The 17,175-nt window shown below is 39.5% G+C and carries 12 protein-coding genes and 1 pseudogene; 7 read left to right on the top strand and 6 right to left on the bottom strand.

Annotated features, from left to right (window positions below; genetic code table 11):
- A pseudogene (locus tag PHF18_RS17015) lies at positions 1–564 on the bottom strand (YSIRK signal domain/LPXTG anchor domain surface protein); the annotation flags it as partial.
- Between the two features lie 720 nt (positions 565–1,284).
- Here PHF18_RS17015 and PHF18_RS17010 point away from each other — a divergent pair.
- A complete protein-coding gene (locus PHF18_RS17010) occupies positions 1,285–2,154 on the top strand; it encodes a geranylgeranylglycerol-phosphate geranylgeranyltransferase (protein WP_300104817.1) in 870 nt (289 codons plus the stop codon).
- A gap of 175 nt (positions 2,155–2,329) precedes the next feature.
- Here PHF18_RS17010 and PHF18_RS17005 read toward each other — a convergent pair whose 3' ends face one another.
- Both PHF18_RS17005 and PHF18_RS17000 read right to left on the bottom strand, forming a co-directional pair.
- Complete coding sequence (locus tag PHF18_RS17005) at positions 2,330–3,562, bottom strand: methionine adenosyltransferase (RefSeq protein ID WP_300104815.1); 1,233 nt, start codon at positions 3,560–3,562, stop codon at positions 2,330–2,332.
- A 265-nt stretch (positions 3,563–3,827) separates the two neighbouring features.
- Positions 3,828–4,571, bottom strand: coding sequence for an RNA ligase partner protein (locus PHF18_RS17000; protein ID WP_300104814.1), 744 nt, complete (start codon positions 4,569–4,571; stop codon positions 3,828–3,830).
- Between the two features lie 666 nt (positions 4,572–5,237).
- On the opposite strand from PHF18_RS17000, the gene PHF18_RS16995 reads away from it, so the two are divergent.
- Positions 5,238–5,672 (top strand): hypothetical protein, encoded by a 435-nt coding sequence (locus PHF18_RS16995; protein WP_300104812.1) that lies wholly within the window; start codon positions 5,238–5,240, stop codon positions 5,670–5,672.
- A gap of 578 nt (positions 5,673–6,250) precedes the next feature.
- Entirely contained in the window at positions 6,251–6,643 is a 393-nt protein-coding gene (locus PHF18_RS16990; RefSeq protein WP_300104810.1) for a co-chaperone YbbN, read from the top strand.
- 38 nt (positions 6,644–6,681) lie between these two features.
- Here the strand turns inward: PHF18_RS16990 and PHF18_RS16985 are convergent, their stop codons facing one another.
- Both PHF18_RS16985 and PHF18_RS16980 read right to left on the bottom strand, forming a co-directional pair.
- A complete protein-coding gene (locus PHF18_RS16985; RefSeq protein ID WP_300104809.1) occupies positions 6,682–7,497 on the bottom strand; it encodes an ABC transporter permease in 816 nt (271 codons plus the stop codon).
- Between the two features lie 199 nt (positions 7,498–7,696).
- The gene (locus tag PHF18_RS16980) at positions 7,697–8,377 is read right to left on the bottom strand and encodes an ATP-binding cassette domain-containing protein (RefSeq protein ID WP_300104808.1); all 681 of its coding nucleotides are present in this window, start codon (positions 8,375–8,377) and stop codon (positions 7,697–7,699) included.
- Positions 8,378–8,806: 429 nt separating this feature from the next.
- Here PHF18_RS16980 and PHF18_RS16975 point away from each other — a divergent pair, with 429 nt between their 5' ends.
- From PHF18_RS16975 to PHF18_RS16965, 3 genes are all read left to right on the top strand, one after another.
- Positions 8,807–9,760: a deoxyhypusine synthase gene (locus tag PHF18_RS16975; protein WP_300104807.1), complete on the top strand. Its 954-nt coding sequence runs from the start codon at positions 8,807–8,809 to the stop codon at positions 9,758–9,760.
- A gap of 4 nt (positions 9,761–9,764) precedes the next feature.
- Positions 9,765–10,430, top strand: a complete 666-nt coding sequence (gene pyrF / locus PHF18_RS16970; RefSeq protein WP_300104805.1) for an orotidine-5'-phosphate decarboxylase — start codon at positions 9,765–9,767, stop codon at positions 10,428–10,430.
- Between the two features lie 1,563 nt (positions 10,431–11,993).
- A complete protein-coding gene (locus PHF18_RS16965) occupies positions 11,994–12,713 on the top strand; it encodes a CDGSH iron-sulfur domain-containing protein (RefSeq protein WP_300104803.1) in 720 nt (239 codons plus the stop codon).
- Between the two features lie 552 nt (positions 12,714–13,265).
- On the opposite strand, the gene PHF18_RS16960 is transcribed toward PHF18_RS16965, so the two are convergent.
- Entirely contained in the window at positions 13,266–13,493 is a 228-nt protein-coding gene (locus PHF18_RS16960; protein ID WP_300104802.1) for a hypothetical protein, read from the bottom strand.
- A gap of 741 nt (positions 13,494–14,234) precedes the next feature.
- Here PHF18_RS16960 and PHF18_RS16955 point away from each other — a divergent pair.
- Complete coding sequence (locus PHF18_RS16955; RefSeq protein ID WP_300104800.1) at positions 14,235–16,493, top strand: hypothetical protein; 2,259 nt, start codon at positions 14,235–14,237, stop codon at positions 16,491–16,493.
- Positions 16,494–17,175 lie beyond the last annotated feature (682 nt).

The following is a 17,175-nucleotide window of genomic DNA, read 5'->3' as shown; positions in this document are numbered from 1 at the left end:
AGAACCGGAATCGGAATCGGTACCGGCATCGGATTCGGAATCGGGATCGGTATCGGCATCAGAACCGGAATCGGTATCGGTATCGACATCAGATCCGGAATCGGTATCGGTATCGACATCAGATCCGGAATTGGTATCGGAATCGGTATCGGTATTGGCATCAGATCCGGAATCGGCATCAGAACCGGCATCAGAATCGGCATCAGATCCGGAATCGGTATCGGTATCGACATCAGATCCGGAATCGGAATCGGTATCGGCATCAGATCCGGAATCGGCATCAGAACCGGCATCAGAATCGGCATCAGATCCGGAATCGGTATCGGTATCGACATCAGATCCGGAATCGGGATCGGTATCGACATCAGATCCTGAATCGGAATCGGTATCGGCATCAGATCCGGAATCGGAATCGGACCCAGAGTCGTCAGTTGTTCCGGAGTCATCGGCTCCAGTAATTGTGTCTCCAGTACTCGAGTCTCCTGTGTCCGGACTTCCGCTGTCTCCGCCTATTTCATCTGCAGCAGATGCCATTCCGGGAGCCATTCCTGGAATTATTAGCATTACTAATAGTACATAAATTAAAGAATTTAAAAAACCAGTTTTCATTTTTTTAGGCCTCCGGCCACACAGACGTAAACAAAGGTCTCTGGTACCCAGTAAGTCATTGACAATTCATTATATTATTTATATAAAACCACACAGACGTAAACAAAGGTCTCTGGTATCCAGTAAGTCATTGACAATTTATTATATTATTCATATAAACAAAATTTAGAGTCTCGCTTTGACTGGATTTTTCCAATCGACGGCTTTCAAAACAAGGGGATTGTTTAAATAAAGTAATCTTTGACATTAGTAACACAGATGAGGACCATATTTAAATTATACTGGATTGTAAAGATTATTCGTTTCCAAAATTTGGTGAGTTGACTATGCAGGTTTTTTATGTTCTCACCCTCTTTAGGGAACCGGGAACCACATTCCCCTTAATAAATCTGGTGGATTTCTCCCCAGTTTTTAATTGTTTTATCCGATAGTGAAATTACATTCATACACAACATCCCAATCTTACAGCCGGTTCAAAGTTTGGTTCAAAGCTTAAATTTTTCCTGCACATAACGAGTTTTTTCATTAAAACGCTCAAACCTTATTTTGATTGGTACCTTTTTGATTCGTACCTTTTTGATTCGTACCTTTTTGATTCAATTCCTTCGATTCAATTTCTTCGATTCAATTCAATAATCCGATACTTTTAATACTTTATAATGCTGCTTTCTTCTAATGTCTGCCGGAATACGCACATACCTGGAACTTATGAGGTACGGAAACTGCTTGATGGCAGGGTTTGCAGCTGTAATAGGAACTTTGATAGCCTTTAATATCCTGACTTCCGTTACTTTGAGTTCAAATTTAAAGGGGCATTTTCCTGTTCTTGATGCAGGTCTCGTGTTTCTGGTAGTATTTCTTGTTTCAGGGGCAGGAAATGCCATCAATGACTATTTTGACATAAAGATAGATTCTATCAACCGTCCGGAAAGGCCCATCCCATCCGGGAGGGTGCAGGCAAAAGAAGCCCTTTACTTTTCTTACCTTCTGTTTGCCCTTGGTACTCTGCTGGCTTTCTCTATAAATTCGGTATGCGGGTTAATTGCCTTTTTTAACTCCCTGCTATTGATCATGTATGCAAAAACCCTTAAAGGTACGCCCCTTTTAGGAAACCTGAGTATAGGCTACCTTACTGGCTCTGTTTTTCTGTTCGGAGCTTCAATTTTTGGGTTTGGAGGAATTAAGGTTCTTTCCGTGCTTTTCCTGCTTGCAGCTCTTGCCATTACAGCCCGGGAAATCGTAAAGGATATTGAGGATATGGAAGGAGACAGGATGGAAGGGGCAGATACTCTTCCTCTGAGAATCGGGGCAAAAAAAGCAGGGAATCTTGCAGTGCTTATAGGGCTCTTTGCCGTACTTTTAAGTCCTCTTCCGTACCTTGTGTCCATCCTTGGTCTGAGTTATCTTTACATCGTCTTTCTGGCAGACCTGGGATTTCTTGCAGCAATTCACCAGCTTCTTGTACGGAATAACCCGACAAAGTCCTCTAAGATGTTCAAAATAGCCATGTTTTTTGCCCTTATAGCTTTCATTGCCGGGGTGTGAACTTGCCACCAGTCACTAAGGATCGCAATTCTTATTTTGCCGGGTTGCCTCCGCGGGAGAAATCTGCCGGGTCTTGAGTTTCAAGTTTTCTCAGGTTATCTCACCGGTCGGCAACTGGCAATCGGTTTTCTCAGGACTGAGGGCCTTAGCAAGGACTGCGGCCCCGGGAAATAGATTAGCAGATAGGTCTCTTTCCTGCTACAAGTTCCATAGAGAAAGAATGGATATTTTCAAGTTCTTTTTCTATAATTTCTGCCGCCTCTTTTTCTACATCTCCTGCCGCACCTTTTTTCATGACCAGTTGAGCAGTTGCAATCTGAGGCTGGTCAATAGGAGTTCCGATTTCGCTCAGGAGCCAGACATACACCTCAGAGACATCGGGAACCTGATTATAAATCTCTGCTGCGATCCTGTGGGATAAGAGATTATAGATCTTTCCTATATGGCTAACAGGGTTTTTCCCTGCTGCAGCTTCACTGCTGACCGGACGGTTTAAGGGAATTATCCCATTTACGCGGTTTCCGCGCCCCACCTCTCCACAGTCGGCATCCTCTGCAGATGTGCCGGTAACCGTTGTGTAAATTCCTTCCATCCCCCTGCCCGGCATATCCAGGGTGTTAAGGGATGCCGTGGGTTTTGCACAGATGCAGGCTTCAAACTCAGCCCTCTCTTTTTCTGCAAACCCGGCAGCAAACTCTTCGATCCGGTCATGTAGTTCGATTTTCTTTCTGAAGTAGTCCTCTTCGGATTCAACAAACAGGTCCACAAGAGGTGCAGCAACAGTAAGATGGATGTCTTCTTTATGCCTGAGTCCCATGACCTTAATATCTTCTCCGGACTGCGGACATTCTTTTTTGAACCTCTTTGAATTAAGGTAGCGTTCGGTTTCGAGCACCAGCCTTTCGGTAGGGCTCAGAGGCGCATATCCGACTGCTGCGGAAGTATCGTTTGCCCCGAGAACCTTTCCTCCTCTGCTAAAGATATCCGTCAGTTCCGCAGAACCCCTTTTGAGTTCCACCTGGTAAATGATGTTTTCAGGATCTACAAAACGGAGGTTCTCTGAGAACCAGTCTTTTGCCGTCTCGACTGCAAGCCCGGAAACATCGATCTCAACTCCCTCATATTCGAAAGTTGCCCTATCCCCTATGATCAGCCTCATAGGGCTTACAACCCTTCCTCCTCCGAATTTTCCTTCCACCTGCCCTGCAACAAGCATGCCCTTGTCTATATTATGGTGCAGGATGGTCCCGAAGGTCTCCAGGTATTTCTGGCTGAGATTTACGGAAATCTGTTCCATGATAGCGTCACAGATATAATCCGGATGGCCGAGCCCTTTTCTTTCAACAACCTCTACCTTCTGACGGTAAACTTCCGAAGCTTTCAACTCTTCTATGACAATATTTCTCAAACTCTTTCCCCCCAGATTGCCCTTAAGGGCATGAAAGATACTGCATTTATCGTATTAATGTAAATGAAGACAGCTTATGTTTGTCAAGAAATGTATTTCAGTGAAGTTGATGAGGTCTTCAGTGAAACTGGAATATTCAGTGAAGGTATGTGACGAACGCAGGCAATAAAGGCAGGTTAGTTAAGAAAGCCCCTCAATAAAACTAAAACTGACCAGGGCAGTCCAGATCCTTAAAACAATCCGCCTTCAGGATCCATTGAGCCTGTTAAATAAATCCTGCTTCTTCTGAATGACCCTTTTTCTTATTATCCCCGTCCCCCTTTTCTTTTTCCCCTTCCGGAGAATGCCTTAGATACTCTTTGATCATCATCGGAAAGGTGTTCGCAGGCACGAAGCGAACCCCAAGCTGCTCTGCCCATTTTTCAATTCCATAGTCACTTGCAACGACAGCTGCATCAAGTTCTTTGGCAAGGATCAGGACATCAATATCAGGCGCGCTGTCAAGGATACCATACCTGAGAGCTGCCCTGTACTTATTCCTGAATTTACCGATTATCCCACCAATGACTTCTCTTTCAACCTCTTCCCTGTATTCTTTGTTCTTATTTTGCGGGTTTTCCATGAAAAGGCATTCAGTTGCGGCTTCCCATATCGAATCTTCTGCAACCCCCATTCCCCGGTTAATCCTTTCCCTCATGTAGGATACATATTCGTGGAATATCTGTGAGGTTACATCAACTCTATAGCGGTCAGGAGCTTTTTTCACAAGCCAGGTATCTATCTTTGCTATAACCTCCCTGTCACAGCCGTTACGGCTTGCAAATTCGTACATCTCTTTGTACACCGATGGATAGGGAATATAACAACTGATACCAAACTGCAGGCGAGCATCGGCTATAAGGTCAAGTATTGCTTTCATCCCCTCACAAAGAGATGTATAGCCCATAACCTCCCGGGTCTGCAAATCCGTTAGTGCTGTAGTATCCAGCACGAATCTCTGCTTAAGCATTTTTTCAAGTCCTTTTTATAGTCTTATTTACCCTTATTATGTATTGATCAAGGAGCAATAAAATTCTTTGTTTTATTTCTCCACCCTGTTCCTGCGTACTGCACATTCTTTATTAAAGTATTTTATATTCCCATACATATTTTAGATTCCCATACATATTTTAGATTCCCATACATATTTTAGATTCTCGTATTGTACTTTTAGTCTCCGTTCTCAGGCTTGTTTTTGAGCTCATTCCTCATGCTTATTTTATTCATTTTTTCATCTATTCATAACGATTATTTGTGTCATTAGTCACTGAATTTTGATCAAAATGAATAACTGTATATACTCTTAAAACCTATATTTACATAGGGAAGTTTAAGCCATAAGCTGAAAAGCGGTTTGAAACATATTTTGTATATTGTTTTCTCGGATTGTTCTTGCCTGGATGCGTAAAGTATTTCCGGGGAGACACTGTAATAAAAATTTATATGTATTCTACACTATCGCTTCTCTCAGTTCAGAGTAGGACTTCTCTGGCTGAAATGCCGGCAGCTTAAATGTTATCCGGCAGGGTGAAAATTTTGATTGAAGGTGTGAAAGATACTGAACCGGAGTAGAAATACTGGAAAATGGACTGGTTCGGTATGATATGGATAAAATAGGCTAAAAATGGGGAATTAAATGAGTGCAAATACGGAAAGTATAAAATCTGCTGTAGGCTCAGCACAGGGTTTTGTGAGGAATCCTCTGATGAAGGGAGGCAACACAATGAAAGAGTATTGTAATATCTGTGGTAGGGAACTGCATGAAGATGTGCTGGTTGTGGACACCAGTCTCGACATGAAACCAATCAAGTTCAGGGATGTTCACGGAGAGAAGTCCGATCTGATATGCATTGAATGTGCAATTGATTCGGTTGAAAACCCACCCTTTGTATGTACAAGGTGCGGACAGCCAATAGAATTTAACGAAAAATTCTATGTATTTAAGGAAGCAACCACAAAACCGGGTGGTCCCAGAGTAGATTTCAAAGAAACATGTCTCGATGACAAATATATCTGCAGCACATGTTTCGACGAGACTATGAACCCGGATTATGAAGAAAAGGACGTCTGAACAGAAAAATTGCCCGGTAAAATTCTGTTATCTAACCCGCCATGAAGTTTTTACCAACGGGTTAAAAGTCAGGTGTAATTGTCAGATAAATTACTGTGTCCGAAAAAAGACAGAACTGTTCCTCCAGTTCTGTTCACCAGTTTTTTCTTAATCTTTCCTCCAGTTCTTTTAATATCTTGCGAACTTCATTCTTTACTAACCGGGCATTACTCTAATTTTTTGATTAGACTCTTTTTAATCTTCGTGTTTTTAGGCTCTTCGTTGTTCTGTGTGGATATCCTCATAAAAACCAGCACGACCTTGAATTGAAAATCATCTTATCCACAGAGAATGACGAGGAATCTGTTTTTATTTGCCATAACCTGTTTTCTGGAATTGAGGGTCTGCAAAAGGAAGAGCTTCATAAACCTGAATCAGCAGATGCATGAACTTTAATTACATGAAGACATAAATATTGCTTTAATTAAAGCATAAAGTATTGTTATCGTCAAAAACCGCATATTCCTTCAAACTTAAGAGCAGATTCAGTCCTGAATTTAATTCGGTTATCTCATAATTTCTTTTAAGGGGGTAATTGATTGAACGAGAGTAATGTGATTGAAATTGAAGATGCGACCTGGGGACAGCAGGTGGAAGATTCTAAAAAACATGTTATTGTGATGTTTTACAGCCCTGCCTGCCCGTATTGTAAAGCTATGGAACCATATTTTGTGGATTATGCAAAGGAATACAGGGCTTCGGTAGTTTTTGCCAGGCTGAATGTGGCAACAAACCCCTGGACTGCAGAAAGATACGGGGTCCAGGGCACGCCCACATTCAAGTTTTTCTGCCATGGAAAGCCTGTATGGGAACAGGTAGGCCAGATCTATCCTTCCATACTGAAGAACGCGATCAGAGATATGGCCCAGTATGGGGAGGAATGCATAAGAAAAACCACTCCAGTAGGGCAGGACATCACAGGATATACATAACCTGCAGGTCAGGCCCAGTGTGTCCGGTTCTCCTTTTTTTATTTTCGGGTCCCTTTTCTCTTACCTTTTTCCCTGTATATCTCTTTTTTTACCAGCCCGTATTCGTCAAAAGTGGTCTGGATAGTGCTAAAGATGCTAAAGGAAGTGCTCATAGCTGTGGAAACATAAAGAGCAACCATTATTGAAATCTGATACTTGATTGCAAGGATAGGACTTGTACCTCCGAGGATCTGCCCTGTCATCATTCCAGGAAGGAAGACAACCCCCGCAGTTGCAATATTAGCAAGGGTGGGCCTGAGTGCAGAGCGAAGGCATTTTCGAATATAGGGTATGAGGGCTTCATACCTGCTTGCTCCGAGAGAGAGGCTGTAAAGGTATCTGTTTTCGTTTCTGCGGATATCCTCGTAAAATTCACCCATGCCCACAATGTTGCCCCTGAGCGAGTTCCCAAGAATCATGCCACCTATGGGGATCAGGTAGCGGGCTTCCAGAAGATTCCCAAGGTCAAGAACGAATTCGTTGAAGTACAGCAGCACGCTTAAATTTGCTGCCATAAAGGAAAGTATCACCGGAAGAAGCAGTTTATTCATTTTGAGTTCTACATTGCGTATGGTTGTGTAACTTGCAATTGTAACCATCCCCATAACCCATGCCAGGTTCAAAACCCCGTTGTTCAGGTCGAACACATAGGTCAAAAACACGCCTACCATTCCCAGCTGGACTGTCATGCGAGAAACCGAATCTATAGTTGTCCGAGAGATCTGAAGCTTTATCCTGTAACTGATTGCCAGAGGAATAACAAGCAGTAAAAAGCAGAGTATCAGGGAAGGTATCGATATATCGGGGCTTGTCATATGAGAATTCCTCTTTTATTTTCGTGCAGTTCTTTTTCTTTGGCTCTTTATTCGGCTCTTTATTCGCCCCTTTTAAGACGGAACCCATTTAGATTCTTACAGAAGGACGTTGCCCTTCCCGGCGATATTTTTCAGTCCGATCCATTGTTCCTTAGGGATAGTTTTTCAGTCCGATCCATTGTTCCTCAGGGATTGTTTTTCAATCAGATCCATTACTTCCTATAGTCACAATCTCCACCCCATCCTTTTCCCATTCTCGATCATGCGAAATTACAAAGAGAGTCCAGTGACTGTGTTTAAGGAAGTGTTCAGCAACCTTTTTTTTGAGCCCGGCATCGAGAGCCGAGGTTGCCTCATCAAGCAGGAAAATATCTCTTTCAAGCAGCAGGGCTATCAGGATTCCTATCCTCTGTTTTTCTCCACCGGAAAGATTTTCAAAATCTTTCTCAAGGATGTCTTTTTCAAGCTCAAGCTCCTGCATAAGTATATGCAGTTTTTCAGGGGCTATTTTTTCCCTGTTAGGTCTGTAAGAACGAACTTCCTCAAGCAGGTCCCTTACAGGCCCTTCCCCGAGATCCGTATCCTGGGAAACATAGGCTACATCTTTTCTAATCTGCCAGGCTACCCGAGGGCTTAAGGGCACGCCCCTGTAATAGACTGAGCCTTCTGAAAGCTGTTCAAACCCCAGAAGTATTTTAAACAGAGTTGATTTGCCAGTTCCTGATTTTCCTTTCATCAGGATTTTTTTCCCTTTCGGAATGCAAAGAGAAAAATTAGAAAGCACTTTTTTGCTTCCGAAGTGTATGCCAGCATTTTCGTACCTTATTATTTCGTCCTGCATTTTTGCCCCTGATCTCCTCACTCTACTAATATATTCCATATATATTTCTTATAATTCTTGCAGGTTTTTGCTTTTTTCTTTCCTTTTTGTAGAAGAGGTTTCTTTCCTGCAGTTCCCTAAGAGAAAGTTTATCTATACAGAGGTGTTCACATAAATCAATTCATATAATTAGTTCCATATAGTTACTTGCAGGATAGATAAATTTCAAACAAAATGCTACATCTGGAATGCTTATCTCAGCATTGCATGCAAATCTTATTTACAGGATTTATAGGTGACAAACTTCACAGACCTTCTTACACCTGAATATTTACTTCAGCATACTCGCACATTAACATAATTACATTTTAATATCCCTACGTTTTAACATAGTAACTCTTTAATATATTTATGTTTTTAACCTAGTTACGTCTTTAGTTACGTATTTAGTTATGTCTTTAATATTCTTGTAATCTATGAGGAATAAAAATGGACTTTGAAGCTTCTGCTAAAAATCTTACAACTCCGGTTAAAGGGGCAAAGATAGTTCCGAACATGACCGTAGATGAGCTTGTAAAAGAATACAGCGGCTGTGCCTTTGGAGCAGGCCGACTGGCTGAAGCCGTGGACATCTATTATGAGATGCTGGCTTCGAAGAAAACTACTAAATTTTTCGGGCTTGCAGGGGCGATGACGCCTGCAGGTATGAGAAATATTGTTGCAGACCTGATCCGCGACGGGCATATCGACGTGCTTGTTACAACCGGAGCCAATATGGTTCATGATACGGTTGAGGCTCTTGGCCTTCATCATTATAAAGGCTCAGACTGTGCAAACGATATCCAGCTCAGGCATGAATGTATTGACAGGATCTATGACGTTTACCTTCCGGACCAGCACTTTACCGACCTTGAAGAGTTTTTACAGGGCGTTTATGCAGGGCTTCCGCAGGAAAAACTCTCTATCCGGCAGGTCCTTACCGAGATCGGGAAGAATCTGGACGATGACTCCTCCATCCTTAAGACCGCAGCCGAAATGGGGGTGCCGGTTTACTGCCCTGCGCTTCAGGACTCAGTAATAGGGCTTCAGGCCTGGCTCTATAAGGAAGGCAACCCTCTGCATGTGGATGCTTTTGCGGATATGCACGAGTTCATGGAAATCTGCTTTGAGGCTGAAAGTGCAGGCGCTATGCTGCTTGGAGGTGGGGTCCCCAAGAACTACATCCTCCAGTCTATGCTTGTAACTCCCAGATCCTTTGACTACGCAATCCAGCTAACAATGGACCATCCGGAAACCGGGGGCTTGAGCGGGGCAACTCTTGACGAAGCCCAGTCCTGGGGAAAAGTCGGAGAAGATGCAAAGTCAGTAACCGTGTACGCAGATGCAACAATAACTCTCCCGCTTATAGTCTCAGCTGTGCGGACGCGCCTTTCAAAGAGTTGATTTGATGGAAAGAAATACCTGTATGATCCTTGCCCTGGACGTAACCGACAGGGAAGAAGCACTGAAGATTGCAGAAGACGTCTGGGAATTCGTGGACGCAATAAAGGTAGGTTACCCTCTGATCCTTGCTACAGGACTTGGCATAATAAGAGAACTTGCCGAATTTGCCCCGATCATAGCTGATTTCAAGGTTGCCGATATCCCCAACACCAACCGCCTTATCTGTGACCAGGTTTTTGAAGCAGGAGCCGATGCAGTCATTGTGCAGGGCTTTACAGGCAGGGACAGCCTTGATGCCTGCATTGAAATCGCTTCCGAATACAGCAGGGACGTTTTTGTTGTAAGCGAGATGAGCCATCCCGGGGGAGCCGAGTTCCTGCAGCCAGCCGCAGAGGCGATTGCAAGAATGGCGCTTGAAGCAGGAGCCTTTGGCCTTGTCGCTCCAGCCACGCGGCCCGAAAGGGTGAAGAAAATCCGGAAGATCATCGGGGACAAACTCACCATAATCTCTCCCGGAGTAGGCGCCCAGGGAGGAAGAGCTTCTGACGTGATTGCTGCAGGGGCAGACTGGGTGATTGTAGGCAGAAGCATCTATAAGGCAGAGTCTCCTAAAGACGCTGCCCGTGAGATTGCTGAGGAAATTCAGGCTGAGCTCCGTGGAGAATACTGAAAGTATATTTTTCTTTGAAAGAGGCAGCTTTTTAAAATACACTTATAATCTCAATTACGTGCCTGTGATGAAAAATCTTGCTGATTCTGTGATGAGCCCTATGAGTTCTGAGGCACGAAAATTGTTTTTTTCAAAATAAGTCTGACATTTTCTTTGTTTATCGTTTCAAATCCTTTTTTCTCAGTTCCTCACAAAGAAGCGTAAGCGATCCACAATTACGAGCAGCTAGGCTGCTACGTCTGCTTCGATTACGTCTCCAATCTGGGCTACATCTCAACCTGCTCGGTCGGAAGCCCGGACGGATTACACGTTTAGGGTAACAATTAAAGGTACTGATGCAAATAATAAGCAATTTATTGAAAATATAGAAGTCAAAGCTGAAAATGAAGATGATGCTAAAATAAAAGCAAATAAAATCTTTATGATTCCAGGTCCACAAGGAATATCATATAAATACAACAAAGGACCAAATGCAGTAGTTCATTGGGTTGTCAGTGCCATTCGATTAGATTGAATAACGAGTGATTAATAAAGTATTGAAAATCCAAGAATCAATATATCTGCTCACTTCGTGAGCATGCGGGCGTGGAGGGAAGTTTAAGATAGTTAATAAAAAGAGATTTGATAACTCTTTCATAGTAAATAAGGCGCTGCTGGATCTTTACACCTAAAACTCTCCTATTTTTCACCGTTGAAATTATTAGCGTTATATCCGTGTATGACAGACTAAACAAATGTTTTTCAATAACAATTTAATTTCAAGACCCTCTCTAAGCTGGTTTACGATAACAGTTTATTATTAATATACTAAGAGTTATGAATAAATACGGAAAGATAGATTCCAATATAGATACAGTACTTGCATCCATAATAATAAAAATAGGATTGGTAAACCAGAAAGGATTACACCATGATTTGGCATAGACATTGTAAAACCACGAACGGTTATATATATTATACAGATTATAAAAAAATAGCGGGATAAATAAAGCAAAAAACAATTTTAAGTAACTCGATTTACTCATACAGTGTCTTTCTTTTCTTGTCATCCTGCAGTATAAATATAAACTAAATAATACAAATAATGCTACAATAACAATGTAAACAACTGGTATCCCATATAATGTTACAGCATGACTCGTTGTTACAGCATGACTCGAAACTTCTATTTCTCCTGTGCCAGAACCAATGATTGCGCTTTCATTGTTCACGCTTCCTTATATGTTTTAAAAAGTTAAAAGATTTTTTGTTTCACCCAGCACCCTTAGACTTGATAAACCTTATTTTATCTCCAGTGGAAAAGTGAGATTTAGAAATCCGTAATCATCGTCTGTCTCTGATCCCTCTCCCTCAGTCTTGAAACCCTCAGTTGAGCTGATAGCTATCGAATATGTCCGCAGCAGTAACCATCTTATTGCCTGGTTGAAGGATCTGATCAATCCGATTACATGCCCTATTATTGGAGACAGTATGAATCGGAAAACTATAGAAATTATCAAAGAGGCGAACAGTCAGACTAAACATCCAGTACTGCATTATAAGAGGTAATGGGGGATTATGATTATGGCAGTCAATGAGAAAGAAATGAGGATTAAGATAATCAAAGATGGACCTTATCGGGTTACAGGTGGAGTGCCACTTTTAGAACAGGTAATTGTCACCGACGACGCCGGCCACACCAAAGAATTAATTGATCTAAAGGAATACCCCCGGCGGGAAGCCTATATTTTATGCCGCTGTGGTTCATCCGAAAACAAGCCCTTATGTGATGGGACCCACCGCAAGATCGGTTTTGATGGTAGCGAAACAGCCAGCAGAAAGCCTTACCTGGAAAAAGCGGAAACTGTTGAAGGTCCTGATCTAAAACTCACCGATGCCCACGAGCTCTGTGATCATTCCCGTTTCTGCCAGCGGTCTGGAGGAATAAGGGATCTCATACAAAAATCAGACGACCCAGAAGCCCGACAAACCGCCATAGAGGAAGCCCTGATCTGCCCGTCGGGACGGCTGGTCCTGTGGGACAAGAAGACAGGCAAACCCTTTGAAAAAGAATTTGAACCATCTATTGTACTGGTTCACGACAAACAAAAAAGTTGTGAAGGTCCCCTTTGGGTTCGAGGCGGTGTCCCCCTTGAATCTGCAGATGGCAGCATGTACGAATCCCGGAACAGAGTAACCCTCTGCCGCTGCGGAAAGTCAGAGAACAAGCCCTACTGTGACGGCAGCCACTGGATGAACAGCCAACAGAAGCTCGAGTTCAGGAAGAAGTGGGGCCTGGAATGAGTGAGTTAGTTGATTCATAGAGATTCTTAACTTGCGGAAATAGTAATCTCACATAACAATCAGGCAATCCAAAAGCCAAGTGAAAGCAATCAATGGGCGATTCCGCGATAAAAAAAATAGAGAATTCGAGGGTAGCCTTCTTTATTTCAATATATTCTCGAACATGAACTCTACTGCAAGGCGTGTACCTTTCTATCCATTGCTAACAAAAGGAACTGAATAATGGTTACTTCCTTTCAAGAAATTCAATGAATGAATCTAAATTGTGCTCTTTCATTTGAATACAAAAATCATTATTTTTGTCTATGATTTTATACTGTTCGTACACGGCATTTAATTTACTATACATCCTGAGTTTACCGATTTATACCACTGTGCATAATCTTGAATTATGTTAACAGACATCGGACACAATAACAACGTTAGACCAAATCCTGCTTCCACATCCGGATAAATTACAAAAGGAAAATTTCTACATGCTTCCAGCCTATTATCGTATATTCTGCATTTTGAGTTTATCAATAATGGGCACTGACCGACGGCATTTATTGCTTAATAACATCCTTCTAACTCTGATTTTACCGCACTTGATTTTAAAATAGTCACACTTTCTTTATCTACATTTTTTAAAATTTTCTCATATTCTTTTCTATGAAAATCAATAATGTGATGTTTGCAGCAACTCGCATTACATGATTCAGGACAGCTATAATGTTTAAGTATGCTTTGAGTTTTTGAGATTAACCAGTCATATTTTTCAAAACGTTGTCTTCTATCCATAGTATTCACCCAATTGAAAGAAAAAAGAGATGTTAAGTATATAATAGCTATCAATTGCGCCTCTGTAAAAATCCTTTATTTGATGCAAATTATTTCTACAACTTTGTTGTTTATATTGTATACTATCAGTTTAATTTTTATTTCTTTAACCTGATTATAGAATTTTCTTGCTCTGAGTATTTCTCCAAACTTTTTTGACAACAGAGAACGTTGTTTCCGCTATGTTCCGTTTATTGTATTTGATTTTATCAAAGCTTAAATTCAACTGTTTTCTGTATTTTCCTTTATTTTCGTTCTCTTTCTTATTCTTTAAGGTATAATTGAGTCTGCTTTCATTGATCATCGGTTAAGGAATTTTCTTGCCTGAAGTCTATCGATTTTGTACCAGAAGGCTGCCTCAAATGTTGCCCTTATTACCTAAAATCGATACCCTTATCCAGCCCATATTCGATTAATATCCTAGATAGCTGTTGTGGAAATAGATGCAATTTATCATGATTCCTCATTTAACCGAAGACGCATGAGTCTGCTTTTATTTTTTCTCTAATTAAAGCATGAATTTTTTCAGAATTGTACTCTTTATTGTGACAGCTTTGCTAGTACTAAGCCATATTAGAGGTAATACCAGCATCCACGGCATGTATAAAATTTTGAAATTGAAGAAACATTCAAATATTAGAATATCTTTGTATCTATATAATATTGCACATAAAATTGATATAAATAACCAAGTGCATTGATATGAAATTAGAAAAACCAAAGCAAACAGAAAATATTTTCGGTAGTACGATTGCAGAATCTCTTAAACTAAGTCCTGCTTTAAAGTCAATTTCTACAATGGATTTAGTACCTAAATTGGGTATTAACCTCCCTTCAATTTATAGTTCTATTCATAGTCCTCTTTCAATTCTGCAAGCGTGCCTTGATAAGGAACAAATAACTCGGCTTCAAAGTTCACAATCGTCCTCTTGTGAAGAAACTGATCTAACGATTCTTCCCGAAGATCTTTTTAATATTTCGAAAAGGCAAAAAAAGATAATTCTTTTTGAGTTTTTTAACCTTGATCAAAAGGAAGAAATAAATAATTTTTTCAGACTTTCCTCTAAAAAGGATTTAGTTATTATAAATTATAATAAATCAAAAGAAGTAATTCAGAGATCTATAAATCATCTTGCTTTGAACATAGATTTACCAAAAAATGTTTTGTCAATGTGTGTTCATTCTGGATATTTTTTTGGACATCATTTCGCTTTAATATTTGAATGCCATTTGAGCATTGTAGATCTCAATGAAATGCCCTCTAAAAATGGTTTTGAGGGTCTAAATGAAAGATTTAACCTATTTGAAGATCTACATGCTCAAATCGAAAATTCACTACCTGAACAATTTCATGGCTTCTTTTTTAAAAATGAGTTAAGATTTGAAGAAAGGAAACTTAAATTACCTTCAATGTATGTTTATGATATTAATAATTACAACTTCATTTTTGAAGACGATATCGAAGACAAAAAAGAAAATTCTATATTTCAACTCAAATCACCTTTTGATACTCCTACTTTAAAAGGAAAAGCGTATGATTTTTTCCTTGAAGAGTCCAATATGCGTGCGAAAGCAGTAGGTTATGATCCATTATTGTGTCTTGGAATTAGGCCTGAAATATTATTTGCTCAAATAAGTGATAAATTAATATGTTCTCAATCAAACGTTTACTTTGAGAGTCATTTAGGATCTATTCCATCTAACTTTATAATTTTTGAATTTAATGAAGGTCAAATTATTGATTTTGCTTTAGAATTTGTTAAATTCTATTACTTGTACGTAACTTTTGAAAAACAATTGCTTATTCTATCAAATATTAATATTCCAGAAGTACATTATTTAATAACGGAAACCTTAGAGAAAAAAAATAAGGAAATTTTAATAATAAAACATGAACTGGATAAAATTAATACTGACGTATTTGTGTATTCTCAAATATTTGATTCATTAAATATCGAAAATTTAAAATTTAGTCAAGAAGAAACTCGAGATATTGCTTTGCCTATTGGCAAATGTGGGGATAATGATTCAATTTCACAATTTTTTAGCGATCATATAATTTATAGTAAGAAGAGACTTGAAGAAAAGTTAGCTCACTTACAACAAAGAGTATCTGAGATCGAGGTCTCAATTACAAATGAACTAAAAATAAAAAAGACTAAACCTAAAGTCAATCATTTGTTTAATAAAATAGAGTCCGATTTAATACAACAAATTATAAAATGGGATGGAACAGTAATATCTCAGAACAAAATTGAATCATGGTTATTAAATTTCAGAACAACTAATGATAGAAAAATTGCTTTAAAGTTATTAGATAAATTGACTTATATTACCTATAATGATGTAAGAGCACTCGCAAAATCTGCATATGGATTACTACTATTTTCTATAAAAGCGAATGATTTGACAAATTGTTATGTTTCAAATGTAGGAGGGTTACCAAGTGGATCCACCCATCTTGCCAAAATTTTTGCGGAAGAAAATCAAATTAATGACAAACTATTAATTCAATTTGAAAATTTAGAATTATTGACTGAGAAAAGAGATAAAACACTAGTTTTGATAGATGACTTTATTGGTTCAGGTAGTACCTATGTAAAATGGTATAAGAACCATACAGATCAACTAAGCTATTTTTCAAAAATAATTTATGTTTCTGTTACTGGACTTCTGAAAGGAATTAACACAATAGAAAACGAAACTAAAACTGAAGTGTTGTGTGCTAATATTTTTAACGAAGATGATCAAGTAATTGATGGAACACTATTTGATTCAGAAGATAGACAAATGATTATAAAATTAATTGACAGATATTCATCAATAATTGGTTCTGAACATGTGTATGGTCGTGACAATTGTCAACTTCTTTTGGCTTTTGAATACAATATTCCAAACAGCAGCATTGGAATATTATGGTGGTCTAATAACAATTGGACACCTCTTATTTCCAGAAAATAAATATTTAATCTATGTAGGACTTACGCGGTTGAACTGAAAAACAACTGCGTTAAACCTTTAACCGGAGTTTATACTTTGTAGTATAAAACAGCATCAAGCGACGCATAAAATTTAGGGCATAACAAAAAATTAATTATGTTTGACACCAGTTCGAAGCATTTTAGTATAAAATCGACAAATATATGATTACTATTATAACCGAGTGTGTAACAAAAATAGCTAAATTCTCATTATGTAGGGTATAACACATAATCCCTATAACAAGACGCCCTATATTGTTTTCTTCCTTATAGGGAAGGAGAAAACACACAAGTACCAATCTTTGGGCGAATTCAAGATGTGGTGACGCCAAAATTGAATTAAATGGATTTGGAACTTAATTAATTTTTTGTTATACCTACACAATATCAATAGCTATAGCCCGATTTTCATGATATATTATAAACTCCGGTTTAACTGTCCAAACTACTTATTATTCAGCAATGTCTATTGCCCTTGATTTTGAACATCAAATGCGTAAGTCATAAATTATTACTTTTCTCTTCGGTATTTATGGTGTCAATGGCGGTTAAGAATCTTCCAATTTCGGCGGTTTAAAACCTTCCAATTCACAATCCTTGAGAAAAGTTCGAGGATTGTAGATAATGTTGAAAATGGAGGAATGGCTATTGATACGAGATTT

Origin of the sequence: Methanosarcina sp. (assembly GCF_028693135.1) — an archaeon.
Classification (GTDB): domain Archaea; phylum Halobacteriota; class Methanosarcinia; order Methanosarcinales; family Methanosarcinaceae; genus Methanosarcina.
The sequence above is the reverse complement of the archived record's forward strand: the minus strand, read 5'-3'. Positions and strand labels throughout refer to the sequence as shown.